Origin of the sequence: Paenibacillus sp. RS8 (assembly GCF_041956825.1) — a bacterium.
Classification (GTDB): domain Bacteria; phylum Bacillota; class Bacilli; order Paenibacillales; family Paenibacillaceae; genus Paenibacillus_AQ.
Window position 1 is genome coordinate 2,718,625 of the sequence record NZ_CP168131.1, and the last position, 20,827, is coordinate 2,739,451.

Annotated in this window: 27 protein-coding genes and 1 other annotated feature; of the genes, 23 read left to right on the top strand and 4 right to left on the bottom strand. The window is 45.5% G+C overall.

Annotated features, from left to right (window positions below; translation table 11 throughout):
- Nucleotides 1-2: 2 nt before the first annotated feature.
- The 4 genes from tsaB to ACDZ28_RS13450 all read left to right on the top strand — a co-directional run bounded on the left by tsaB (nt 3) and on the right by ACDZ28_RS13450 (nt 4,849).
- Complete coding sequence (tsaB, locus tag ACDZ28_RS13435; protein ID WP_375104908.1) at nt 3-836, top strand: tRNA (adenosine(37)-N6)-threonylcarbamoyltransferase complex dimerization subunit type 1 TsaB; 834 nt, start codon at nt 3-5, stop codon at nt 834-836.
- Nucleotides 833-1,357, top strand: a complete 525-nt coding sequence (rimI, locus tag ACDZ28_RS13440) for a ribosomal protein S18-alanine N-acetyltransferase (RefSeq protein WP_076118049.1) — start codon at nt 833-835, stop codon at nt 1,355-1,357. The genes tsaB and rimI overlap by 4 nt, the downstream gene beginning before the upstream one ends.
- A complete protein-coding gene (gene tsaD / locus ACDZ28_RS13445; RefSeq protein ID WP_042124518.1) occupies nt 1,354-2,403 on the top strand; it encodes a tRNA (adenosine(37)-N6)-threonylcarbamoyltransferase complex transferase subunit TsaD in 1,050 nt (349 codons plus the stop codon). The genes rimI and tsaD overlap by 4 nt, the downstream gene beginning before the upstream one ends.
- A gap of 389 nt (nt 2,404-2,792) precedes the next feature.
- Nucleotides 2,793-3,075: a binding site (T-box leader), on the top strand.
- Between the two features lie 238 nt (nt 3,076-3,313).
- Entirely contained in the window at nt 3,314-4,849 is a 1,536-nt protein-coding gene (locus ACDZ28_RS13450) for a 2-isopropylmalate synthase (protein WP_042124522.1), read from the top strand.
- A 406-nt stretch (nt 4,850-5,255) separates the two neighbouring features.
- On the opposite strand, the gene ACDZ28_RS13455 is transcribed toward ACDZ28_RS13450, so the two are convergent.
- Nucleotides 5,256-7,196 carry an ABC-F family ATP-binding cassette domain-containing protein gene (locus tag ACDZ28_RS13455; RefSeq protein WP_042124525.1) on the bottom strand — a complete coding sequence of 647 codons (1,941 nt, stop codon included), beginning with the start codon at nt 7,194-7,196 and terminating at the stop codon, nt 5,256-5,258.
- Nucleotides 7,197-7,440: 244 nt separating this feature from the next.
- On the opposite strand from ACDZ28_RS13455, the gene ACDZ28_RS13460 reads away from it, so the two are divergent.
- From ACDZ28_RS13460 to groL, 7 genes are all read left to right on the top strand, one after another.
- Nucleotides 7,441-8,076, top strand: a complete 636-nt coding sequence (locus ACDZ28_RS13460) for a 5-formyltetrahydrofolate cyclo-ligase (protein WP_375104909.1) — start codon at nt 7,441-7,443, stop codon at nt 8,074-8,076.
- A 3-nt stretch (nt 8,077-8,079) separates the two neighbouring features.
- Nucleotides 8,080-8,553, top strand: coding sequence for a cyclic pyranopterin monophosphate synthase MoaC (moaC, locus tag ACDZ28_RS13465; RefSeq protein WP_042124529.1), 474 nt, complete (start codon nt 8,080-8,082; stop codon nt 8,551-8,553).
- Between the two features lie 76 nt (nt 8,554-8,629).
- A complete protein-coding gene (locus tag ACDZ28_RS13470; protein ID WP_020429419.1) occupies nt 8,630-9,115 on the top strand; it encodes a molybdenum cofactor biosynthesis protein B in 486 nt (161 codons plus the stop codon).
- Nucleotides 9,116-9,252: 137 nt separating this feature from the next.
- Entirely contained in the window at nt 9,253-9,495 is a 243-nt protein-coding gene (locus tag ACDZ28_RS13475; RefSeq protein WP_042124532.1) for a twin-arginine translocase TatA/TatE family subunit, read from the top strand.
- A gap of 149 nt (nt 9,496-9,644) precedes the next feature.
- Nucleotides 9,645-10,415, top strand: coding sequence for a twin-arginine translocase subunit TatC (tatC, locus tag ACDZ28_RS13480; RefSeq protein WP_375104910.1), 771 nt, complete (start codon nt 9,645-9,647; stop codon nt 10,413-10,415).
- A gap of 458 nt (nt 10,416-10,873) precedes the next feature.
- Complete coding sequence (groES, locus tag ACDZ28_RS13485) at nt 10,874-11,155, top strand: co-chaperone GroES (RefSeq protein WP_036676506.1); 282 nt, start codon at nt 10,874-10,876, stop codon at nt 11,153-11,155.
- Between the two features lie 79 nt (nt 11,156-11,234).
- Complete coding sequence (gene groL, locus ACDZ28_RS13490) at nt 11,235-12,863, top strand: chaperonin GroEL (protein ID WP_042124534.1); 1,629 nt, start codon at nt 11,235-11,237, stop codon at nt 12,861-12,863.
- Nucleotides 12,864-12,942: 79 nt separating this feature from the next.
- Here groL and ACDZ28_RS13495 read toward each other — a convergent pair whose 3' ends face one another.
- Nucleotides 12,943-14,295: a tyrosine-type recombinase/integrase gene (locus ACDZ28_RS13495; RefSeq protein ID WP_375104911.1), complete on the bottom strand. Its 1,353-nt coding sequence runs from the start codon at nt 14,293-14,295 to the stop codon at nt 12,943-12,945.
- Nucleotides 14,296-14,494: 199 nt separating this feature from the next.
- On the opposite strand from ACDZ28_RS13495, the gene ACDZ28_RS13500 reads away from it, so the two are divergent.
- Nucleotides 14,495-14,752, top strand: a complete 258-nt coding sequence (locus ACDZ28_RS13500; protein WP_375104912.1) for a hypothetical protein — start codon at nt 14,495-14,497, stop codon at nt 14,750-14,752.
- 188 nt (nt 14,753-14,940) lie between these two features.
- Here ACDZ28_RS13500 and ACDZ28_RS13505 read toward each other — a convergent pair whose 3' ends face one another.
- Nucleotides 14,941-15,186 carry a helix-turn-helix domain-containing protein gene (locus tag ACDZ28_RS13505; protein WP_375104913.1) on the bottom strand — a complete coding sequence of 82 codons (246 nt, stop codon included), beginning with the start codon at nt 15,184-15,186 and terminating at the stop codon, nt 14,941-14,943.
- 105 nt (nt 15,187-15,291) lie between these two features.
- Between ACDZ28_RS13505 and ACDZ28_RS13510 the strand changes: the two genes are divergently transcribed.
- Nucleotides 15,292-15,414, top strand: a complete 123-nt coding sequence (locus tag ACDZ28_RS13510) for a hypothetical protein (RefSeq protein ID WP_375104914.1) — start codon at nt 15,292-15,294, stop codon at nt 15,412-15,414.
- On the opposite strand, the gene ACDZ28_RS13515 is transcribed toward ACDZ28_RS13510, so the two are convergent.
- Nucleotides 15,411-15,755, bottom strand: a complete 345-nt coding sequence (locus ACDZ28_RS13515) for a helix-turn-helix domain-containing protein (RefSeq protein ID WP_375104915.1) — start codon at nt 15,753-15,755, stop codon at nt 15,411-15,413. The two genes, ACDZ28_RS13510 and ACDZ28_RS13515, sit on opposite strands and share 4 nt — an antisense overlap.
- A 154-nt stretch (nt 15,756-15,909) precedes the next feature.
- On the opposite strand from ACDZ28_RS13515, the gene ACDZ28_RS13520 reads away from it, so the two are divergent.
- The 10 genes from ACDZ28_RS13520 to dnaB all read left to right on the top strand — a co-directional run bounded on the left by ACDZ28_RS13520 (nt 15,910) and on the right by dnaB (nt 20,763).
- A complete protein-coding gene (locus ACDZ28_RS13520; protein WP_375104916.1) occupies nt 15,910-16,149 on the top strand; it encodes a helix-turn-helix domain-containing protein in 240 nt (79 codons plus the stop codon).
- On the top strand, nt 16,150-16,467 hold the full coding sequence (locus ACDZ28_RS13525; RefSeq protein WP_375104917.1) for a hypothetical protein: 318 nt from the start codon (nt 16,150-16,152) through the stop codon (nt 16,465-16,467).
- A 135-nt stretch (nt 16,468-16,602) separates the two neighbouring features.
- On the top strand, nt 16,603-17,118 hold the full coding sequence (locus ACDZ28_RS13530) for a helix-turn-helix domain-containing protein (RefSeq protein WP_375104918.1): 516 nt from the start codon (nt 16,603-16,605) through the stop codon (nt 17,116-17,118).
- Nucleotides 17,119-17,127: 9 nt separating this feature from the next.
- Complete coding sequence (locus ACDZ28_RS13535) at nt 17,128-17,409, top strand: hypothetical protein (protein WP_375104919.1); 282 nt, start codon at nt 17,128-17,130, stop codon at nt 17,407-17,409.
- Nucleotides 17,396-17,620 carry a hypothetical protein gene (locus tag ACDZ28_RS13540; protein ID WP_375104920.1) on the top strand — a complete coding sequence of 75 codons (225 nt, stop codon included), beginning with the start codon at nt 17,396-17,398 and terminating at the stop codon, nt 17,618-17,620. The genes ACDZ28_RS13535 and ACDZ28_RS13540 overlap by 14 nt, the downstream gene beginning before the upstream one ends.
- Nucleotides 17,621-17,767: 147 nt before the next feature.
- Entirely contained in the window at nt 17,768-18,073 is a 306-nt protein-coding gene (locus ACDZ28_RS13545) for a hypothetical protein (RefSeq protein ID WP_375104921.1), read from the top strand.
- Nucleotides 18,074-18,085: 12 nt separating this feature from the next.
- Nucleotides 18,086-18,274 (top strand): hypothetical protein, encoded by a 189-nt coding sequence (locus ACDZ28_RS13550; RefSeq protein ID WP_375104922.1) that lies wholly within the window; start codon nt 18,086-18,088, stop codon nt 18,272-18,274.
- A 21-nt stretch (nt 18,275-18,295) separates the two neighbouring features.
- Nucleotides 18,296-19,102: a DnaD domain protein gene (locus ACDZ28_RS13555; protein ID WP_375104923.1), complete on the top strand. Its 807-nt coding sequence runs from the start codon at nt 18,296-18,298 to the stop codon at nt 19,100-19,102.
- Nucleotides 19,080-19,427, top strand: coding sequence for a hypothetical protein (locus tag ACDZ28_RS13560; RefSeq protein ID WP_375104924.1), 348 nt, complete (start codon nt 19,080-19,082; stop codon nt 19,425-19,427). Before ACDZ28_RS13555 ends, ACDZ28_RS13560 begins: the two co-directional genes overlap by 23 nt.
- On the top strand, nt 19,393-20,763 hold the full coding sequence (dnaB, locus tag ACDZ28_RS13565) for a replicative DNA helicase (protein ID WP_375104925.1): 1,371 nt from the start codon (nt 19,393-19,395) through the stop codon (nt 20,761-20,763). Before ACDZ28_RS13560 ends, dnaB begins: the two co-directional genes overlap by 35 nt.
- Nucleotides 20,764-20,827 lie beyond the last annotated feature (64 nt).

The window sequence follows — 20,827 nt, forward strand, 5'->3', positions numbered from 1 at the left end:
AGATGACGAATCAGAATACAGAGCCGCGCAAGCGGCTTTTAGCGCTGGATACATCAACTGCAGTATTAGGCGTGGCAATTACAGAGAATGGGGAACTACTGCATGAAATTAATGCTTCCGGAGAACGGAATCATTCAGTACATTTACTGCCGATTATAGAGCAGGCGCTGCAAGCTACGGGAACTACTGCTGCAATGCTGGGAGGGATTTCTGTAGGTGTGGGTCCTGGATCGTATACGGGAACACGTATCGCAGTTACTGCAGCCAAAACGCTGGCATGGGCATGGAATGTCCCGGTAGTTGGTATTTCGAGTCTACATGCAGTGGCATGGGGCGGATATCAAACAGCCCTCAAGAATAAGGTGCAAGAAGAGTTAGGACAAGCTAATGAGAACAGTGGCTTCGGGCCTGATTGGATCATTCCACTGATGGATGCACGTCGAGGACAGGTATACACCGGACTTTTCGCAGCTGAGAGAAATAACGCTCCTAGCCGTCTTGAACCTGATGCCATCCGTCTGATGGCAGACTGGGTAGATTATTTAGCTGAACGTTTAGAACAGGCGTCAGTTGAGGGTAATAAGCCCGCTGTTCTTTGGTTTGTTGGGGAGACTGCTGTGCATGGCAGCGAGGAATCGCTTCGTCCATTGAAGGATCTTGGTGCTTCTATTGCAGTTCCTTATGAAATGGAAGGCCGCTGGACAGGATTTCTTGGAGAAGCGCGGATTCTGGTAGAGAATGATGATATCCATAGTTTGATCCCTAACTATACTCAGATTTCAGAAGCGGAGGCCAATCTGCGGTTAAGCAGAGAAGGAGGCTTAAAGAAACAATGACGGAAGCGGAATCAATGGGAGCTCAGGAGGCTGAACTTGTTTTTCGTTTGATGAAGTTGGAGGATATTCCTGACATTCTTATCATTGAACGGGAAGCCTTCACGATGCCTTGGACGGAGGAAGCTTTTCGAAACGAGTTGACACATAATCATTTTGCAAAATATATGGTTATGGAGCTGGCAGGTCATATTATCGGTTATGCCGGTATGTGGGCCATCGTGGATGAGGCGCATGTGACGAATATAGCCTTGCTCGAAGCCTATCGTGGACGTAAATGGGGCGAACGCCTGCTCGAAGAGCTTATGAAGACGGCGTCTTATGTGGGGATGAAATCGATTACGCTTGAAGTACGGGTATCGAACGAGGTAGCACAGAATTTATATCGTAAAAAAGGCTTTCGTTCTGCCGGCACACGCAAAGGATATTACTCCGATAATCGCGAGGATGCGCTCATTATGTGGGCGGATCTGCCAGAGTACGAGGAGCATGGCAATATGGAAGGAAGCGTGGAATTAAAATGAAGACAGAAACGGGCGCAGCTCAGCCTGTACTTATACTTGCTATTGAGACGAGTTGTGATGAAACGTCGGTCGCTGTGGTCAAAGATGGCTCTGAAGTGTTATCCAACATTATCTCGAGTCAGATTGAGACGCATCGCGCCTTCGGGGGCGTGGTACCAGAAGTAGCTTCCCGTAAGCATGTGGAAGTGATTACGCTGGTGATAGAGGAAGCACTCGCTACAGCAGGGGTTACACCAGATCAATTGTCGGCGGTGGCAGTTACGCAAGGCCCGGGTTTGGTGGGGGCTTTACTTGTCGGGGTAGTAGCAGCCAAGAGTCTTGCTCTCGCATGGGGCAAGCCGCTGATTGGCACTCATCATATTGCAGGACATATTTATGCTAACCGTTTAGTGGCAGAGTTGCAGTATCCCTGCATGACACTAGTGGTATCCGGCGGACATACTGAATTGGTTCATATGGAGCGGGAAGGTCAGTTTCGAATTATCGGACGCACCCGTGATGATGCGGTAGGCGAAGCCTATGATAAAGTGGCACGGGCACTGGGATTCCCTTATCCTGGCGGACCTCATGTAGACCGTCTTGCACGAGAAGCGGCGGAGGTTGTAACGTTGCCAAGAGTATGGCTTGAGCCGGATTCTTATGATTTCAGCTTCAGTGGCCTAAAGTCGGCTGTGCTGAACGTTGTGAATCAGAGTAAGATGAAAGGTCTCACACCAGATGTGGCGGGTATTGCCCGCGGGTTCCAAGAATCTGTGGTTGAGGTTCTGGTGGAAAAAGCAGTACGTGCTGTTAAAGCTACTGGCTCCAAGCAGTTATTGCTGTGTGGAGGCGTTGCTGCTAATGCTGGACTCCGCTCGGCATTGATCTCGCGCTGTGAAGCGGAAGGCATTGAGCTAATTATTCCACCTCCGGTATACTGCACGGATAATGCAGCGATGATTGGAGCGGCTGCTTACGTTAAGTGGCAGCATGATGGCGGTACGCCGCTGGATATGGTTGCAGACCCAGGGTTCTCACTGGAACAATGGTCTGTATCCGCCTATTGACATCATTTGGAGCTAGCGAGTATAATCAGTTCAATTATACAAGGAAACGCGATGAGCAGAAGTAGTAAGGATACTCTGGGATAAGAGAGCTGCGGGTAGGTGCGACGCAGTCGAAGGAGACCTGAACTCGTCTAGGAGCGGAGCGGTGGAAACATTACCGGCAATTGTCGCCGGAACGTTCGTACACTGTTTACGGGTAACCTCCGTGAAAAGGTGGTCGAGTATCTAACATACTGGACCGTAGAGTGGATGTTCAATTGGGATCGGCAGTAATTTAACCGGTACAGAGCATCAACAAGAGTGGTACCGCGAAGGTTAACAGCCTGTCGTCTCTTGAATGAGATGGCAGGCTTTTTTGTATGGATTTAGAGTAGTGAGTAACTTATATACAACACGCTAGGAACGGGAGTAGTAGAGAATGATGGTGAACAGAGAGCTGCGGGGTGGTGCGACGCAGTCACCGGATGTCTTGAATCTCGCCCGGGAGCGGAGCGGCGGAAAGAAGAGTACGCTGCCTACGGCTGTCCCCGTTATCGGACCTTCCCAGATTTCCTGATATCCTCAGGATGGACCGGGAAGAAGAGCTGGACGCAGCTTAACGGCTTGAATTATTTTAATAGCCTATGCGTCAAAAAGAGTGGTACCGCGGAGGGGTAACCCGCCGTCTCTTTATTAGAGACGGCGGGTTTTTGCGTTCTTATAGAAGCGGTTCCGGTTACGGACTCAACGCTACATAAGACGCCAAGAGTGAACCCTCAGCACATTCCAAATTGTGCAGTGGATTCATTCGTATCAGCTGCCGGCAGCAGTGGGTGGGGAATTTAGCAGGACTACAAGTCGACGTGTGGATCTGCGCTGAAGCATAGGCTAGGGTAAGGAATCTAATAAGAGGAAAACAGGAGGAATTCAGATGATTATTCCAGTAAAGAAACGTATACAAATTTTCGATACGACTCTGCGAGACGGTGAACAGGCTCCGGGCGCAAGTCTGACCCCAGAGCAAAAAATACTGCTGGCCTATAAGCTCGCAGATCTGGGTGTTGATGTGATGGAACCTGGATTCCCGATATCGAGCCCTGGTGATTTTGCAGCAGTACAGACGATTTCACGTAAGGTGCGAAATGTGGAAATTTGCGGTTTTGCACGGGCGGTTAAAGGGGATATTGACGCGGCAGTCCGGGCAACCCAAGATGCTGAACGGCGGCGGATTCACCTGTTCATCTCCTCTTCTGATATTCATTTGCAGCATCAATTGCGTATGAGCAGAGCTGAAGTCGTAGCCAAAGCCCGCGAGATGACGGCTTACGCGCGTCAATTCTCTGATGTCGTTGAATTCACGGCGATGGATGCTGCGCGAACAGGAATCGATGATCTGATTGAAATGGTTGAAGCTGTCATTGAGGAAGGCGCTTCTATTATCAATCTGCCCGATACGGTCGGTTACGCCTTGCCACATGAATACGGGGAAATGTTCCGACGAGTGCGGCTGGGAGCAAGAGGCGGGGACAAAGTAAGCTATAGTGCCCACTGTCACAATGATTTGGGGCTGGCTGTAGCCAACAGTCTGGCGGCGATTGATGGAGGCGCGACACAGATCGAAGTCACTGTGAACGGAGTAGGTGAGCGTACCGGGAACTGTGCACTAGAAGAGCTTGTGATGGCGCTCGAAACCCGCGGGGATGCGATTGGGGCAGAGACAGGCATTGTGCTAGATAAGTTGTACGATACTTCGCGGATGATCAGTGGAGCAATGCATTTTCCAATTGCCTATAACAAGCCAGTCGTCGGAAGAAATGCTTTCCAGCATGAGTCAGGGATTCATCAGGACGGTTTGCTGAAGGATCGCAGCACCTATGAGATCATGGATCCGGAACGGCTGGGCATCCCACGTAGCATGATCATTCTGGGCAAGCATTCTGGCAGACATGCGCTGAAGGACCGGGCGGCGAAGTATGGCATTACGCTTGAGCCTGCGGAGCTGGATGCATTGTATGAATCGTTTAAAGAGACCGCTGACCGTCAAAAGGTTGTCAGTGATGACCAACTGCTGCAAATGGTAAGCACTACTACTGGACAACAAGCTCAGGTTTATGAATTGGGCGAGGTTCAGGTATTGGCAGGTAGCGCCCAGCGCCGGGTGGCCGCTGTTACGGTTCGCCATTTGAAGTCTGGACAGGAAACTTCACATACTAGTACTGGGGATGGTCCGCTTGAGGCCATTATCGCTGCTATAGGCCAAGGGATAACAGAGGACATAGATTTTGCGGGACTTGAACTGCATTCACTTGGAAGTGGAGAGAATGCCCAAGCGGAAGCGGCTGTGATGGTAGAGTGGGAAGGGCTTAAATTTAGAGGCACAGCTACGCATCAAGATATTATCATGGCAGCAGGAATTGCTTACATTGCAGCCTGTAACGCTGCGCTGCTCTCTACACAAATTGTTTAATATATATAGACCCGCTGTCTGATTTAGAGATAGCGGGTTCTTTTTTATCATAAAATGAGGGGTTTTTGGAGCGGTTACGTCTTTTGTCAAGTTGTGGACAACGTTATCCACATATTCTGTCTCAGTTGTGTAAAAAGTGCGTAAAATCAGCAATGTCAGCTCTTTTTAAAATGCCCTTATAACCATTTTTGTTAGCAATGAAACCTTGTGGGAATTGTGGATAATGTGGATAATTCGGTGGATAATAATTCCTGTACTTCGAAAATACCGATTTAACGCATAAAAAGAGCCCCTAAGGGGCTTTTTTAGTAGGTAGTTATACACGAAACCTGTGTATAGAGCTGTGGATAACTAATTATGAACAAATCGAGAAATATGAAAAAATATTTATGAAGTGGATTTTACATTATTCGTCAGCAAGGATTTCCCATTCGTTAAATAAATCTGTAAGCTGAGTTTTTTTGTTTTTTAGGTCCTCTTCATAACCTTGAAGTGCTAAATAATCCTGATAAACTTCAGGTTTAGTCATTTCATTCTCTATAAAAGCGATCGACTCCTCTAGTGAGGCAATGCCTTCCTCGAGCTCAGCGATACGCCGCTTCCGGTTGCGCTCTTCACGCTTGGCTTGCTTATCCGCTTCGAAGGAGGAAACAGTGCTTTTTTCAGGAACTGCAGCATCCTTGTTGACGTTCTTGGAGGCTAACTCGGCGGCATCTTTCGCAATCTCTTCTAATTCTCGTTTTTTCTCGATATAGTCATCGTAGTTACCTAGGTATTGGTCGATCCCCTCGGGATGAAGCTCCAGCACGCGTTCAGCCATTTTGTTGAGGAAATAACGGTCATGAGAAATGAAGAGTAATGTACCTTCGAAATCAATTAAAGCTGATTCCAGCACCTCACGACTGACCAAATCTAAATGGTTGGTTGGCTCATCGAGAATGAGCATATTTGCGCCGCGCAACATGAGCTTCGATAATGCCACGCGTGCTTTTTCGCCGCCGCTCAGCGCGGAGATCTTCTTAAGAACATCTTCACCGCTGAAGAGGAAGTTGCCAAGAATTGTACGGATTCTGGCTTCCTCAATCATTGGGTATTCACTCCATAGCTCTTCCATTACCGTATTTTTCGGATTAAGGCGTGTCTGTTCCTGATCATAATAAGCAACCTTGACTTTCGTGCCCCAATTCACGGTTCCAGCGGAAGGCTCCCGGGTTCCGGTCATACACTGCAGCAGTGTAGATTTACCGATACCATTGGGACCGATGAGTGCCGCGGTTTCTCCACGCCGCAGCTCAAAAGAAGCATCCTTAAACAAAGGTGGACCATCATTAAAGGAAACGGCTACATTGCGAACCTGCAGCACTTCTTTACCAGACATGAAGTCAGGCTCAAAGGAGAAGCTGGCTTTCTTCAGATCGCCCATTGGTCGATCTATGCGGTCCATCTTCTCAAGCGCTTTGCGTCTGCTCTGCGCACGTTTCGTGGTAGATGCTCGCACTATGTTTTTCTGTACGAAATCTTCCATTCTTGAAATCTCATCCTGCTGTTTCTCATACTGTTTCATTCGTGCTTCATATTCGGCAGCCTTCAAATCTACATACCGGCTGTAATTGCCTGTATAACGTCGAGATTGATGACGCTCGATCTCTACAATAGTAGTCACAAGCCGGTCCAGGAAATAACGGTCATGAGAAACAACCAGAATTCCGCCAGCATAACTGCGAAGATAATCCTCAAGCCAAGTTAATGTTTCAATATCCAGATGGTTCGTAGGCTCATCCAGCATTAGAAGATCGGGAGCCTGAAGCAAAATGCGGGCTAATGCGAGCCGAGTCTTCTGGCCACCACTAAGAGTGGCGATGGGTGTATCCGGTGGGAACTCGCCGAAGCCCATGCCGTGCAGGACACTTCGGATTCGTGTATTCATTTCATAACCGCCGTGATCCTTGAACCAATCTGATCGGCGGGCATATCGTTCGAGCAGCTCTTCGTACCGTTTTGGGTCTTCTGCCAGCTTAGGATCAGCAATGCTTACTTCCATCTCTCTTAGCTCAGCCTCGGCTTCGATTAACGGTGCGAAAACGGCCATCATCTCTTCATGAATAGTTTTGTCGGATTGAAGTCCGCTATTTTGCGCTAAGTACCCGATTGTAGTTTCTTTTGATTTATGAATTTGACCGCTGTCGTAGGACATTTCACCAGCCAGAATTTGTAGAAAAGTTGATTTGCCGGCACCATTAACACCTACGAGTCCGACACGTTCCTTTTCATTTACCTGGAGGCTTATGCCGTCTAGTACGTTCTGTATACCATATGATTTTGTAATTCCTGTCGCTTGAAGAAGCATAACGATGAAACCTCCACCCTTGCATATTTCGCCTTGGTATTTATACCTCAGCCGTATGAACAACTTATTCTATAGTTTACATGAAAAGCGTTTCCCAAGCGAGAGCTCGATATATCGGAAGCAAGGAATAAAGACCTGGCTCGGAAACACAGTCCTATCCACCTTGGCGAACCGGGGAGAAGAGTGGTAAACTGGATTTACAAACAAGGATAAGCTTGGGATAAATATATGGGGGTGACCGACGATGTCAAGTAAGGGGTCGGTGATCTCCAAAATAAAGCAACAACTAAGAACTGAGAAGACCATCGCCCGAAACGAGCTCTCCTCGGACCAGAGAAGGGAATTGTCTTTTCTGGTCTGCAAGCATGCATCAGAGTGGGTGAAGACGAAGGACATCGCCTCACTGATGGCTTATGTATCTTTCCGTTCTGAACTCGATACCAGCGCGCTTCTTACACAGGCGTGGAAGGATCAGCGCAGGGTACTGCTGCCGCGTGTTATTCCGGCAAGTGGTGCAATAAGTGTTCATAGGGTGAGCGCGTGGAGTGAGCTTGAGCCGGGGGCGTATGGTATCCATGAACCTATTGTATCCGGCAAAGATTCACAAGAAATTGAAGTTGTTACACTACCCGAGGTTGTGTTTGTTCCGGGGCTGGCTTTTGATCTCCAGGGGGGTAGGCTTGGTTACGGCCGAGGATACTATGATCGATTGCGTGCGACATGGGAGACGGAAGAGTATGCCGCTGCGAAGCCGCCTGTCTGGGTCGGGCTAGCCTATGGTATGCAGCTGGTTCCGAAGGTGCCCATGGATGAGCATGATGCCTTTATGGACATGCTGATTACTGAAAATGGCATAGTGCACTGCCGAAAAGGAGAGTGAGCCGTGGAATTGACCCATTTTAACGAGCAGGGAAGAGCTCGTATGGTGGATGTGAGTGAGAAGGAGATTACGAAGCGGACAGCTGTCGCGCGGAGTAAGATCAAGATGGCAACGGAGACGCTTAGTGCCATCAAGGAAGGTAAGATCAGTAAAGGAGACGTACTTGCCGTTGCGCAGATCGCTGGGATTATGGCGGCCAAGAAGACGTCTGACTGGATTCCGATGTGCCATCCGCTCCCGCTTACCGGTATTGACATCAGCTTCTCCGATAACAGCGAAGATGAACTTTATATAGAAGCAACAGTCCATACTACCGGAAAGACCGGAGTTGAAATGGAGGCGTTGACCGCTGTTTCTGCCTCAGCACTAACGGTATATGACATGTGCAAGGCTCTTCAGAAGGACATGATTATCGGACCAACGCTATTAGTGTCTAAAAGCGGGGGCAAGAATGGAGATTACGCGCTTGAACCTTGATCAGATCTGTTCGATGCGCTGAAGCAAGCGGGCTGCACTGTACAGCCAATTATACATAGAGAGGGAGGACAAACCTATGGCGTGGAAAACAGCAATCCTAACGGCCAGCGATAAAGGGGCCAGGGGCGAACGGGAAGACACGAGCGCCCAGGTTATACGGGAGCTGGTGGAAGAGGAGCTTGGGGGCGAGATTGTTGAATATCGAATCGTGCCCGATGAACAAGATGAGATTATCGCAGCTTTGATAGAACTGACAGATTATTTTCAGGCGGATCTGGTATTGACGACCGGAGGTACTGATCTAGCGATACGCGATGTGACTCCGGAGGCTACTCGGCGTGTAATCGAGCGGGAAGTACCTGGACTTTCAGAAGCGATGCGAAGTACGGTGATGCAAAAAAATCGTGCGGTGATGCTGTTCCGCGGGATATGCGGCATTCGTGGACGCACGTTGATTGTCAACTTACCGGGTACACCGAAGGGTGTTCATGAGAATTTGGCAGCCATTATGGATCAATTACCGGAAGCGTTACTAATGGTAACTGGCCAATACCGCCAATAACATTGTCATATTCTTGTCACGTCACAAGGATAAACTATTTATAGAAGATAGTGGATGTAACTGTGACATAAGTTATGGTATTATTAGATTATCGTAATCGATGCCATGATCGGATAGACGGACAAGGAGGAATAATAATGTTTAGTGGAATTGGAACTCCGGGTATTATCTTGTTGGTTATACTGGCACTGCTCCTCTTTGGCCCGAATAAACTGCCAGAGTTAGGCCGCGCAGTTGGACGAACCTTCCGTGAATTTAAGGAAGGCGCACGTGAAATCATCGGTGATACTGATCCGGTGAAGAAGAGCGAAGCTCCTGTGCCGACGGCCCCGCAGACGGTCGCTGCAGATATTCCTCAGGACAAACGCCTGCCGGAATAATAATAAGTTTAACAATGGGGCTATCTCACAAGTCTAATAGACTTAGGAGACGCCCCTTTTTTAATTTGCTTGTTGCTTTCTGCAGAAACGGGCACAGCTTTACACAAGCTGGTGTAATGTTTCTACTCTTGTCATGGGATGGTGTCAGGATGTCTCTCGAAACGGAAGAAATGTCGGTGGTGGATCATCTCACCGAGCTGCGTAAACGGATTATTTATGTGCTGATTGTATTTATTCTTGGATTGGTAGGAGGTCTGTTCTGCGCCAAGCCCATTTACGATTATTTAATTAGTACAGATCTAGCACAGGGCTTTGTTCTGCATGCGTTCTCATTCTGGGATGGTATCGGGATGTATATGAAGATCGCGATGGCAGTTTCGCTTGTCATTTCAATCCCTTTTATTGCTTATCAATTGTGGGCGTTTATTAGTCCAGGCCTTCGACCGGAAGAGCGTAGTGCAACACTGCGTTATGTTCCATATGTTTTTGTTCTTTTTTTAATCGGTCTTTCTTTTGCTTATTATGTTGTATTTCCAATGGCGCTTTCGTTCACGATCACAATCACCCGGAGTATGGGGCTGGAAGAGACCTACGGAATTGCGCAATATTTTAACTTCATGTTCAGTTTGGTACTACCTTTAGCATTGTTGTTTGAGCTTCCGCTGCTGGTGATGTTTCTGACCAAACTGCGGGTTCTTAATCCGATACGCTTGCGTAAAATGCGTCGATACGCCTATTTCACGCTTGTCTTTATCGCCGTAGTCATCACTCCCCCGGATTTCATCTCGGACTTTCTGGTGACCATTCCACTGCTCATTTTGTATGAGTTCAGTGTATTCTTATCTGCATTTGTCTATCGCAAACAGCTTGCTGCGGATGCAGCGCGGGAAGAACAGTATGTCAAGAGTGAGGAAGAATGATTAAGGGCTGTCGCTAAGTAGATATTTCTACGAAAGAGACAGCTCTTTTATTTTTAAAACGCCGTCAAAGTAAAGATGTGTTTAGTCTTTTTGAAATGTTCGAGTGTAGGTGGTACAGTTGAAACTACGGGGAATCAAACGCATATTTTCACACCCTGTGGATAGAATGTTATAGAGTGTGCGCCTAGGACAACCAGTGAAACGTTGTTTTTACGAAAACAAATGCGAATTTGTGTAAAAGGACTTGAAATTCGGGCTCAAGTTGAGTATCATAAAAATTGTTGTTAGCACTACAGACCGTCGAGTGCTAACGCTTATGAAAAATATGAGATGGACCAGAGATTTGTAGCGTCCAATTGATATTTTTCATAAACATCAGAGAGTTAGAAGTAAGGCCGGCAAGTTCTAAACTATGTTTTGAAGCAAAATAACATAATTTTAAAGGAGGCTATTTTTTCATGATCAAACCTTTAGGTGAACGCGTATTGGTGCTACCGAGCGAGCAGGAGGAAACCACTTCATTCGGGATTGTGCTTCCGGACTCCTCGAAAGAAAAGCCACAAGAAGGAACAATTATTGCAGTAGGCAGCGGAGCTTTGAAAGATGGAGTACGTGTAGCGCTTGAAGTAAAAGAAGGCGACCGTGTTCTTTTCTCAAAATATGCAGGAACAGAAATCAAATACGAAGGTAAAGAATATTTGATTATGAAAGAAAGCGACATTCACGCGATTCTTGACTAAGCGAGAGTCGATCATAAGCTAAATCTAAACTACTTAAAAGTAACGTGATATACAAAAAATTCTAGGAGGTAATTACACAATGGCTAAAGAAATTAAATTTAGTGAAGAAGCTCGCCGCTCTATGTTGCGCGGTGTAGATGCTTTGGCAAATGCGGTAAAAGTTACACTCGGACCAAAAGGCCGTAACGTGGTGCTTGAGAAAAAATTTGGTAGCCCGCTTATCACTAACGATGGTGTAACTATCGCTAAAGAAATCGAGCTTGAAGATGCATTCGAGAACATGGGTGCTCAACTAGTTAAAGAAGTTGCTACTAAGACTAACGATGTAGCCGGTGACGGTACTACAACTGCAACGGTTCTGGCACAAGCTATGATCCGTGAAGGTCTGAAGAACGTAACTGCAGGCGCTAACCCAATGGTTATTCGCAAAGGGATCGACAAAGCAGTTCGTGCAGCTGTTGAAGAATTGCAAAAAATTGCTAAGCCAATCGAAGATTCCCAAGCTATCGCTCAAGTAGCTGCTATCTCTGCTGCTGACGAAGAAGTGGGTCAATTGATTGCTGAAGCTATGGAAAAAGTAGGTAAAGACGGTGTAATCACTGTTGAAGAATCCCGTGGATTCGCTACTGAGCTTGAAGTCGTAGAAGGTATGCAGTTCGACCGCGGTTACATTTCCCCGTACATGATTACTGATACGGACAAAATGGAAGCTGTTCTGGAGAACCCATACATCTTGATCACTGATAAAAAAATCAGCAGCACTCAAGAAATTCTTCCATTGCTTGAAAAAATCGTTCAACAAGCTAGACCGCTTGTTATTATCGCTGAAGATATCGAAGGCGAAGCACAAGCTATGTTGATCGTGAACAAACTGCGCGGAACATTCAACGCTGTTGCTGTTAAAGCTCCTGGCTTTGGCGACCGCCGCGAAGCTATGCTGCAAGATATCGCTGCTCTGACTGGTGGCCAAGTGATCACTGAGAAGCTCGGTCTTGATCTGAAGAGCACTTCCATTGAACAACTGGGTAACGCACGTCAAGTACGCGTAACTAAAGAAAACACTACAATCGTAGACGGAAGCGGCGACAAAGCGGACATCAATGCTCGCGTAAGCCAAATTCGTGCTCAACTGGAAGAAACAACTTCCGAGTTCGACAAAGAGAAATTGCAAGAGCGTTTGGCTAAATTGGCTGGCGGCGTAGCCGTTGTCAAAGTTGGCGCTGCAACTGAAACTGAATTGAAAGAGCGTAAACTTCGCATCGAAGACGCCCTGAACGCAACTCGCGCTGCGGTTGAAGAAGGTATCGTTTCTGGTGGTGGTACAGCTCTTGTGAACGTATATAGTGCTGTTGCTGCTGTAGATGTAACTGGCGACGAGAAAACAGGCGTTAACATCGTGCTTCGTGCGCTTGAAGAGCCAATTCGCACCATCGCAGCTAACGCTGGTCAAGAAGGTTCCGTAATCGTGGACCGCTTGAAAAAAGAAGCAGTAGGTATCGGCTACAACGCTGCTACTGGTGAATGGGTGAACATGTTCGAAGCAGGTATCGTTGACCCTGCTAAAGTAACTCGTTCTGCTCTTCAAAACGCTGCATCTGTAGCGGCTATGTTCTTGACTACTGAAGCAGTAATTGCTGACAAGCCAGAACCAGAAAAACCAGGTATGCCTGATATGGGCGGCATGGGTGGAATGGGCGGCATGATGTAATAATTTTCAGAAAACCCTTGATAGGCCTAGTGTTACGGGCGTTTCAAGGGTTTTTATTTTTGATAAAATCACAGGAAAATCACAACTCCGGTGGTTTCTCTATTTTTAGAAGACTGCTGTATTCTATTTTGACCTTATTTGCATCGTCTTGTTTCATCTTGTCCGTGACATGAGTGTATATCTTCATGGTTGTATTTGCATCATCATGGCCTACTCGCTTCATGATATTTACGAGATCCACACCAGCCTCTGTGAGCATACTGATATGGGTATGGCGAAAGATATGGGGTGTTGCGTGTTTAGTGATGCTCGTGAATTTTAAAATTCGATTCATGCGGTTGATGATACTCTTCTGTATGAACGGATAACCATTCGGTCGGCAGAATATAAAATTCTTATCGTGATAATCTTCAAATTCTGCTTTGTATCGTGTATGAACTTTAGCTTGGCGTTCCTTCAACGCCTGGAGCATATCAATGATGAATTCATCGATATTAAAACTGCGAATGGACCCTGTTGTTTTTGGGGGCGTTAACTCATATTTAATCATGTTGTTATCAGGGTTATACAATGATTTGGTTACACGCAACATGGTTGTATCGAAATTAACGTCCGACCACTTCAATGCACAAACTTCACCAGATCTCATACCACTGAATGCCAACAAATAAAAAGTCTCCAGATCACCCTCCAATCCGTGGGATTGAACCGCAAATAGAAATTCTTCCAGTTCATGACGCTCCAAATATGATGTTGTTAGATCGTCATCTTCTTCGATTTCCTCTACAGTTAGTGCCTTTACGGGTATAACGGCACCTACAGTTGGATCGTCTTTCCGCAGCCCCTCTGAAACGGCCCATTCAAAAATCATACCAGCGGTGGTATTAACTCCTTCGATGGTTGTTTTTGCGTATGGCTTGTAAATAAACTGTCCAGGATTTTCTTTGTCTTTGACACGATAACCGATAGAATCCATTTCGTTGAGCATCTTCTGATGTTGCTTTTTGGTTACTGAATCAATTAAGGATTTCCCCATATACCTGTTAATGATTTTTATTTCCTTATTACGCACACGAAGAGTACCTTTACTTATGTTACGTGCGGGATAAATCTCTTCAACCCATTCTAAGGCCGCACTTTCAACGGTGGTCTTCTTAGCCTTTTTGACATTTATGCCTCCAGCCAGTCGGTCATACTCTTTCTGACAGGCAGCTCTAGCTTCTGCTTGTGTATTTCCTACCCGTGGTATTTGTTTACGTTTTCCGGTAACAGGATCAGGGGGCCCATCAATAACAAGCCGCCATTTGTATCCCTGCTTGTTATTGGCGGGTATTTTCTTTGGAGTTGGAACGGATGATCTCTTTCTCTCTTTATTATTATCAGCGTCTTTCTTTGCAGTCGGAACGGGTGGGTTCTTCTTCTGCTTGCTCATGCTGATCACTCCCTTGATTAATAAAATTTATTGGTTTCTAAAGATTGTAATAATTTATACAATGATATAGGTCGAATTTTGTCGTATCATATTTTGTAATCATCCAGAATCGGTAGGTGCATTTATGATTAGACGAATGAAGAGGCTCCAGATTGAGAAGAGGGATAGGCTTGAATGTAGGGATGTAGATCTCAAAGATGTGAATTATATAGACAAGTGGCAGCGCACAGGGAATTCACATTCTGCACTTGCATATCATACGAGCAATGGATCATTTCAGGATTTTGATATTCTCGCTGAAGCAGCTGCGGCATACAAAGGCCAAGGGTTTGTTCTGATAGGAAGGACCGCGTTAGTTCAAGAATGCAAAATTGCTCAAATCATTTCGATTGAGAATAATGGATCATTGATCAAGTTCAAGGATGGCAGTGAATTGTATGTGCTAAAGCAAATTTAGTGTTGGAAGTCAACCCCTTCAATGGTGTTTAGGGGGTGCTTTCGTTCGTCCTTTTTCGACAACGTTTTCTTTATATCTCTGTTAATCTATGTATTACAGCGGCACAATACATATTAAGAGGTGATCGAACGAATTCGTCAGTACTGATACATCGGTACTTGTTCCGTAAGAGCGGCTTAGCCACTCAGCTATCGCCATTCCCATTCAAACAGATCATCAATAAGGCAATCCAAGTAATATGCAATTAGTGCGGCTCGCGGCATACTCATTTTTTTTGTTCTGAGATGAATATAATCGGAGAGTTGTTGTTTACTTATGTTTACTTTACCCGCAAGCCATTGTTGATTAATTTTGATTTCGCTATTAGATGGTTGCTTTGCCGCTAATCGTCTGAGTAAAGCAGGAATGTGACAGCGCACGGGAACAAGTTCCATCGCACTGCCCACCTTACTATTATACTATTTTTCTGGAACATTTACGAACATGAGTTCGTATGTTAATATGATAAAATAATCCACCTGTGAATGGAATGGTGCAACATGAATGATAGAGATTATCTAATTAATAAAATTGACGCTGCTACGGATGAAGAAATCAATGAACTTGTATTGCTATTCAAAGAATACGAGATTAAAAAAAAAGAAAGATACGATGATGCTTAATCCTTATCCGGCAGAACTCTGTCCACTATAATTGTAAGATCCGGTAAGTCTTTATCAGAAGCGCGCATAATTTTATCAATGAGGTATTTTCTGTTCTGATCAATCTCTAATGATGCTTGAGCATTCTTTTTTTTGGGATCATCCGTCTTGCCATAAAGCCAATCTACAGATACTTCATAAAGATCAGACAATAAATTTATTGAACCGATATCTGGCTCGCTAACCTCATTTTCATATCCACTTAAGGTTTTGTTATGGATGCCTGTCTTCTTCTGTACTTCAACTTGTGTGTATCCCTTCTTTTTTCTTGCTTTTCTTAATCTATCCGATACAACTGACAAATCCACTCACCTCCTTGACTCAATAATTATAACTAAATTCCTAGTAACAAAGAATTAACTCTTAGAAATATAGATATTATACTTAACGTATTAGAAACTAAGAGTTATATTATGGGTATGAAATCTTAATATCTAAGAGAAAGGGGCATTGACAATGGAAATCAATAAGTATATTCGTGAATTTATAAAGAAAAATGGTCTTAAGTTTACTTATATAGCTAACGAATCGAAGATTGATATGAAAAAGTTTTCTCGAATGATGACTGGGAAGCAAAAAATTGATACTGATGAATACGAAAAAATATGTTCATCGTTAAAAGTTGAACCGGGTTATTTTTTTAATCAAAAACTCTTAGAAAATAAGAGTTACGAAAATGTCCAGGAGGTGTTCTAAATGGCTCTTATCGTGATGGAAGAATCCGATCTGGAACGCCTGCTCGATAAAGTAGTCTCCCGAGCAATTGAAGCATATGCCGTTCAGGTTCCCAGTGCATTACCGCCAGTGCTGAATAGAATGGAATTCATGAACCTGTTAGACATTAGTGCTCCAAAAGCCACTGAACTGATGAAACGTCCAGATTTCCCCGTAAATCGCGAGTTTGGAAATCCACGAATCCCTACAGGATTGTTGCTTCGTTGGATCGATGAGCACACCGACTGGGTCGAAGCGAACACCGGAGGGAAATTCAGGGATAAACGTGCAATTGGATAGAACAAATCCCGCCGTGCATATAAGCAACGGCGGGCGGGGAATGGCTTCGGCAAGGGGAATTGCTTGAATTAATCATACATCATGCCTCTGTCCAATAGAATCCCCATAACTTGGACAAATATAGGAGGAATTGATATGGCAGTTGGACATTTTCCAGAAGCGCTAAAAGAAGTCATGCAGCGCAAGGGTGTCACCTTGGCTAAAGTTGGGCAAGCCGCCCATGTTGACGGATCACAGATTGGCAAGATCGTTAATGGTAGCCGTAAAGCATCTAAACAGGTGATGAAGGCAGCAGCGACTTATTATGATGATGCTCAATTATTATTGGCAGCGGCAGCTGAGGTAACCGGGGGCGCTTCGGTCCCCTGGCTCAATAACGCCGATCTTCATCCCAGCTCAACACATATCAAAACTATCGAAGAGATTCAGGAAGCATTGCAGGCGCTGCTTACCCTACCGATCACTAAGAGCCTTGAACAACTAAAGGATGGGGAACGAGAGAATATCAAAAACGGCATCATGGAACAGCTTGAGGCAATAACGGCACTCACTCATAACGCCGCCGCACTTTGCCACAAATATGAATTCTCATACATAACTCTTTGGACAGAGCATCGCGCCGAGCTGAAGCTCAAAAATTATATGAAATGAGGTAGAGGGATGGAAAGAACAGCATTGGTTGCCGAAGCGAGAGCAGCCGGGAAGACCGCCACGCATAATTTGAGGGTGATTCGCAAGCAGCCGGACAAGATGTTACCGGGAAAAATCGGGGATGCAGAAGTTTACCTGAATACCATGATTCGTATTGCAAAATCAGAAATGAAAAACGACCGCCTGGCAGGGCGATCGCAGTTGAGAACCCACCTAATGAGCCTCGTTGTGTCCATTTTAACCGTAGATCGCGCTGAGCGCAAGGGAGGCAAGGGATATGTTGGACTATGAATTTTATTATGGGCATAGTTTGAAAACTTTTAGTGAGTACAAAGATGCTTACGAAAGTAAATATGAGGCAAGGTCTATGTGCAGCAGATTTTTTGTTCTTAAGGTCAAGAGTGTTTTTGTGAGAACAAATATATCGGATGAAGAAAAATTTAATGAAATTAGAGCTATGAATGACGCTTTCAACGATAGTTTCCCGCCTGATGAGGCCTGAAGGATACAGGCCGAAACCCCGTAAGGGGTCGCGGATATCCGCCGCAGCTGTATCTTGTAACGTCGAACCTTAGAAGTAACCTTCCTCCGGTTTGGCGCTGCAAGATGCGGCTGACGCATCACACTAATTTGAAAGGGGAATGGCATTATGATACCTGATCATTTACATCAGGATCGTTACTGGCGGGGGCTGCTTCACATCTTTATGAATCATAACAAGCTTAAGCAATTATTGTCGAAGCCGGAATTTGTTGATTTTGAAGAACTTACTGTCCATGTGGATGAATTGATTAAAGCTTCAAAAGGTTGGAGTCCTTCCGAGAGATTTATGCTCACATGTGCTCTTCATTTGTTCAATGGTATTAACACCATCGACATCCCGCAAGCTGATCGCTTAGACGACAAGAACACGGAAATACTGCAAGAAGCCCTGCTACTTCGCTTAGCGAGATAAGGAGGTGGGCTTATGCTACTTGTTCTCAAGGGAGACACTGTTCGGACAAGCTCCGGGCTATCAGGTGAAATCACGGATATATGGGGCATCGCTCGTCCATGGGCTAAACTCCGGCAGGACGGTGGTAAGCTAGCCTTTATCCTTCGAACGGATGTGACCGAGATTATTAAGCGTCCTCCGGCTAAGAAAGGGAAACGATGAAAAGACAGCAGAGGTGAGATTATGGATTTTGCAAACGAAATGACTGCCTTTACAGATTGGCTCGAAACAAATCCGTTGGAGCCATCCGCACAAACTTTGCTCGTGCACCTCATGGTGATTGCAAATAAGAGTGGATATCCAGAGTGGTTTGCCGTAACCAATCCCCTGCTAATGGCGAAGGTGGGCATTTCGGAAAACTCACTGACCAAGCACAGAAACACGCTGATCCAAAAAGGTCGGATTGAATACAAGAATCAAGGAAAGCAACAAGCCGGGAAGTATCGTTTAAACCTCTTTACCTCAAATAATGCGGTAAAAGGTGAGGTAAACCGTGCAGTAAAGTATGCGGTAAAAGGTGAGGTAAAAGGTTCAGCATTATTAAGATCTTTTAAAGACCTTAAATCTTCTTCTACTTCTTCATCTGCTGATCAGCAGGAATACGAATCCTATTACATGGCTCACAAAAGAGTGTTCGGGTTCGAGTGTAATCCCTTCCAGGCAAATAAACTGGGTGTGTACATAGACCAAGACGGTCTGGAAGAATCTGTCGTGATAAGAGCTATCGAAAGAGCTGGCTTAGCCTCCAAGGGGTACCGGTTCAATCTTATTACAACGATTTTAGATGATTACTTTCACGCCGGGGCGATTACGCTATCCGCTGCAGTTGCCTTGGATGCTGCGTATGACGCTTCCCAGCAATCGACTACCTGGGTGCCGAAATCGGGGGGCAACACACCAAAAAGGCAGGGCGGCAAGGTAGACAGGATTGCAGAACTGCGGCGGAAAGCGAAGGAGGAAGAGAAACTTGAGGCGAGCGCAAGTCATTGATTTACTGTGCAAAATTGCAGAAGAGTACAGCCAGGTTGACACCAGTGATTTAGAGATTAATCGGCTTTATGATAACCTGAAAGATTTTCCTTTTGACGTTGCTTGTGAGAATGTTCGTCAACACATGCTAACTAATCCATGGCCTCCGAAGATTGCGCAAATTCGTGGAGGGGTGGGGGATCAACTAGATAAGGGACGACTCAAGGATCAGACATCAGACTACTTTGCCGAAAGAGACAAATCCCGAGCTGCCGCTAAGCCAGTACCTCCGGGATGGAAGGAGGAACTATATGCAAGGATCAATAAGGGAACTTCCGCACGATGAGAATGCAGAGATAGCGGTGATTGGCGCAGTTTTGATTGACGAAACAGGTAATGCCATGGATACAGCAATTTCTGTAGATCCTGAAATGTTCTACAACCCTGTTAATCGGACAATCTTTTCTGCTATGCGAGATTTGCACAACGATGGTGAGCAGGTGGATATCAGATCGCTTGTATCCACACTGAATCATAAAAAAAGTCTGGAAAAGGTAGGGGGTACATATTACCTTTCTCGAATCGCTTCTTCATCTCCTACTGCGGCTGATATTGATTTTTTTATCGGTGTACTTGCGGATAAATTCACCTTACGCCAAGCTCTTCGGGATGCTTATAAGCAGATCGAACTTGTGTATGACAGTGACGATGCTGGAACCGTGGTAGCAAATGCCTTAACCAAGTCGGCGGCATTGTCCGATCAGACAGCGCCGAAAAAGGATTTCAAAAGCACGAAGGAAATTGGTCTTGAGTATATCGACACCATTGAAAAGCGTGTAAGTAATCGATTGAATGGAACTACTAGTGGTAAGGAAACTGGATTTACAGATCTGGACAAGCTTACTGGCGGGTTTCAGAAACAGGATTTAATTATCGTTGCGGCTCGTCCTTCTGTTGGCAAGACAGCGTTCGCCTTAAATATTGCACAGAATGCAGCAACTCGAAATGATGAACCTATTGCTGTATTTAGCTTGGAGATGTCAGAGCAACAGCTTATGCAACGTATGGTGTGCGCTGAGGTTAATCTCGACGCTAATGACCTGAGAATGGGCGATATCACCAGTGACGATGATTGGGGTAAGTTGACCATTGGTATTTCTTCTCTTGCAGACAAGAACATTTTCATTGCTGACGATCCAGTTGTCACAGTGCATGATATTCGAGCCAAGTGTCGTCGTTTGAAAAGAGAACAAGGTCTTGGAATGATCATCATTGATTACTTGCAGCTGATCCAGGGAAGTAGTGGAAAGCGTGGGGAAAATCGACAACAAGAGGTTTCAGAAATTTCCCGAGTGTTGAAGCAGATTGCCCGTGAATTGGATGTGCCGGTTATCGCGTTGTCTCAGCTCAGTCGAAAAGTTGAAGAACGCCAGGACAAACGTCCGATGATGAGTGACCTTCGTGAGTCAGGTTCAATTGAACAGGATGCCGATATTGTTGCTTTCCTTTATCGGGATGATTATTACAACCAAGAGTCCGAGAAGAAAAACATTATCGAAATCATCATATCCAAGCAGCGTAATGGTCCTACTGGAACTGTTGAACTTGTGTTCCTCAAGAATTTTAATAAGTTCGTGAATTACGAACGGGCGCATGCCAATAACTTGCCACAGCCAGCCTAAAAATAAAGAAAGCCGGGCATTGGTGCAGAGTAGACGCATACGGCGCATCAAGGAAGGAGGTTCA

Coding starts and splice junctions, on each gene's coding strand:
- tsaB (WP_375104908.1), top strand. CDS start 3: ATGACGAATCAGAATACAGAGCCGCGCAAGCGGCTTTTAGCGCTGGAT.
- rimI (WP_076118049.1), top strand. CDS start 833: ATGACGGAAGCGGAATCAATGGGAGCTCAGGAGGCTGAACTTGTTTTT.
- tsaD (WP_042124518.1), top strand. CDS start 1,354: ATGAAGACAGAAACGGGCGCAGCTCAGCCTGTACTTATACTTGCTATT.
- ACDZ28_RS13450 (WP_042124522.1), top strand. CDS start 3,314: ATGATTATTCCAGTAAAGAAACGTATACAAATTTTCGATACGACTCTG.
- ACDZ28_RS13455 (WP_042124525.1), bottom strand. CDS start 7,196: ATGCTTCTTCAAGCGACAGGAATTACAAAATCATATGGTATACAGAAC.
- ACDZ28_RS13460 (WP_375104909.1), top strand. CDS start 7,441: ATGTCAAGTAAGGGGTCGGTGATCTCCAAAATAAAGCAACAACTAAGA.
- ACDZ28_RS13470 (WP_020429419.1), top strand. CDS start 8,630: ATGGCGTGGAAAACAGCAATCCTAACGGCCAGCGATAAAGGGGCCAGG.
- ACDZ28_RS13475 (WP_042124532.1), top strand. CDS start 9,253: ATGTTTAGTGGAATTGGAACTCCGGGTATTATCTTGTTGGTTATACTG.
- tatC (WP_375104910.1), top strand. CDS start 9,645: ATGTCTCTCGAAACGGAAGAAATGTCGGTGGTGGATCATCTCACCGAG.
- groES (WP_036676506.1), top strand. CDS start 10,874: ATGATCAAACCTTTAGGTGAACGCGTATTGGTGCTACCGAGCGAGCAG.
- groL (WP_042124534.1), top strand. CDS start 11,235: ATGGCTAAAGAAATTAAATTTAGTGAAGAAGCTCGCCGCTCTATGTTG.
- ACDZ28_RS13495 (WP_375104911.1), bottom strand. CDS start 14,295: ATGAGCAAGCAGAAGAAGAACCCACCCGTTCCGACTGCAAAGAAAGAC.
- ACDZ28_RS13505 (WP_375104913.1), bottom strand. CDS start 15,186: ATGGAACTTGTTCCCGTGCGCTGTCACATTCCTGCTTTACTCAGACGA.
- ACDZ28_RS13510 (WP_375104914.1), top strand. CDS start 15,292: ATGAATGATAGAGATTATCTAATTAATAAAATTGACGCTGCTACGGAT.
- ACDZ28_RS13520 (WP_375104916.1), top strand. CDS start 15,910: ATGGAAATCAATAAGTATATTCGTGAATTTATAAAGAAAAATGGTCTT.
- ACDZ28_RS13525 (WP_375104917.1), top strand. CDS start 16,150: ATGGCTCTTATCGTGATGGAAGAATCCGATCTGGAACGCCTGCTCGAT.
- ACDZ28_RS13530 (WP_375104918.1), top strand. CDS start 16,603: ATGGCAGTTGGACATTTTCCAGAAGCGCTAAAAGAAGTCATGCAGCGC.
- ACDZ28_RS13535 (WP_375104919.1), top strand. CDS start 17,128: ATGGAAAGAACAGCATTGGTTGCCGAAGCGAGAGCAGCCGGGAAGACC.
- ACDZ28_RS13540 (WP_375104920.1), top strand. CDS start 17,396: ATGTTGGACTATGAATTTTATTATGGGCATAGTTTGAAAACTTTTAGT.
- ACDZ28_RS13545 (WP_375104921.1), top strand. CDS start 17,768: ATGATACCTGATCATTTACATCAGGATCGTTACTGGCGGGGGCTGCTT.
- ACDZ28_RS13550 (WP_375104922.1), top strand. CDS start 18,086: ATGCTACTTGTTCTCAAGGGAGACACTGTTCGGACAAGCTCCGGGCTA.
- ACDZ28_RS13555 (WP_375104923.1), top strand. CDS start 18,296: ATGGATTTTGCAAACGAAATGACTGCCTTTACAGATTGGCTCGAAACA.
- dnaB (WP_375104925.1), top strand. CDS start 19,393: ATGCAAGGATCAATAAGGGAACTTCCGCACGATGAGAATGCAGAGATA.